General features: G+C 57.7%; 2 protein-coding genes. Both read left to right on the top strand.

The window, feature by feature from the left end; genetic code table 11:
• Window positions 1-220: hypothetical protein (locus tag MLC59_RS20070; protein ID WP_248237292.1), on the top strand; the 220-nt coding region annotated here is incomplete at its 5' end.
• Window positions 136-1392, top strand: a complete 1257-nt coding sequence (locus MLC59_RS19660; RefSeq protein WP_248237291.1) for an IS1380 family transposase — start codon at window positions 136-138, stop codon at window positions 1390-1392. The genes MLC59_RS20070 and MLC59_RS19660, both read left to right, overlap by 85 nt.
• Window positions 1393-1538: the final 146 nt, after the last annotated feature.

The following is a 1538-nucleotide window of genomic DNA, read 5'->3' as shown; positions in this document are numbered from 1 at the left end:
GAAGGCAGTAAAAGGAAGGAAGAAGCGGCTTAAAGTGGTAGAATTTCAGGACCTTACACCAAAAACCAACCACAAAAGCCGCTATCCAGAATGGTACCTGAAAAACGATCCTTCTCGCCACTCGGTCGCCGCCTCATTGAAGCCGATTTCTCAGGCGGTCACATCAGTTCCGACGCCGGATTGCTGCTTCTGCGCGAAGTGGATAAATGCCACGGCCTGACCCATCAGCTTGCCAAAGCGTTAAACGATTCACGCACCAACTCCAAAGTCCGTCACTCACTGCACTCGATGGTGGCGCAACGCGTTTATGGATTAGCTGCCGGCTACGAGGACTTCAACGATCACCAGCAGCTGCGCTTTGATCAGATTCTGCAAAGCGCGATTGGTCGGGACGAGGTGCTCGCGGGCAAGTCCACACTGAGCCGGATGGAACGGGGCGTGGATCGCCAGGCCATTGTCGAGGCGCACCGGGTGCTGTGGCAGCAATTCATTGATCAGCACGAAAAGCCACCGAAGGAGCTGACCCTGGATTTCGACGGCACCGACATTCCACTGCATGGTGACCAGCCGGAAAAGCACTTCCACCGTTACTACGACCACCACTGCTACCTGCCGCTGTACGTCTTCTGTGGCCGCCACCTGCTGGTCAGCTACCTGCGCCCGAGCTATTACAGCGACGCCCGCCACAGCTGGGCCATTCTGGCGCTGCTGGTGCGCTTTATTCGCCAGCACTGGCCGCAAACACGGATCGTGTTCCGGGGCGATGCCGGCTTCTATCGCCCAAAGCTGCTCAACTGGTGCGACCGCCATGGCGTGGACTACCTGGTCGGGTTCAGCAAGAACAGCAAGCTGCTCAAAGAGGTCGATGCCCCAATGCAGCGGGTGCGCCATTATTACCAGCAAAGCGGTGAAAAAATGGCCGGTGTCTACCGCTTCCAGTACCGGGCCAAACGCTGGCAGCGCCCACGCTGGATTGTCTCCCGGCTGGAATATGGAGAGCTGGGAGCCAACCCACGCTTTATCATCAGCTCGCGCTACGATGATGGGGTCAAACTCTATTACCAGCGCTACTGCGCCCGGGGCGACATGGAGAACCGGATCAAGGATCAGCAACTGGACCTGTTCGCCGGCCGCTCATCAAGCACCGACTGGTGGGCGAACCAGTGGCGGCTGTTGCTGTCCGGTTTTGCTTACACGCTATTCGAGCGTCTACGCCGGCATCTGAAGAACACCGCCTTCGAGCGCATGAGTGTCCACAATCTGCGCCTGAAGTTGATCAAGGTCGCGGCGGTGGTGATCCGTAACACCCGACGCATCAGGCTGATGATCAGCGAAAACTATCCTTGGAAAGACGAACTCAGTCAGTTGCTCGGACGGCTGGTTCCGACTTAAAGCCCGCGGGCACCCCCGGCCCGAACCAATGGGGGAAAGGGGGTGGTGTCTCTGAAACACACCTATCGATCAGAATGTGATCAAAAATGAGCGTTGCCGGCCCATCCCGGAGTCACTACGCTGGCAGAAATTTGCCATCCGAGTGT

Origin of the sequence: Marinobacter bryozoorum (assembly GCF_023156245.1) — a bacterium.
GTDB lineage: Bacteria > Pseudomonadota > Gammaproteobacteria > Pseudomonadales > Oleiphilaceae > Marinobacter > Marinobacter bryozoorum.
This window is presented reverse-complemented; position numbering and strand designations above follow the sequence as displayed.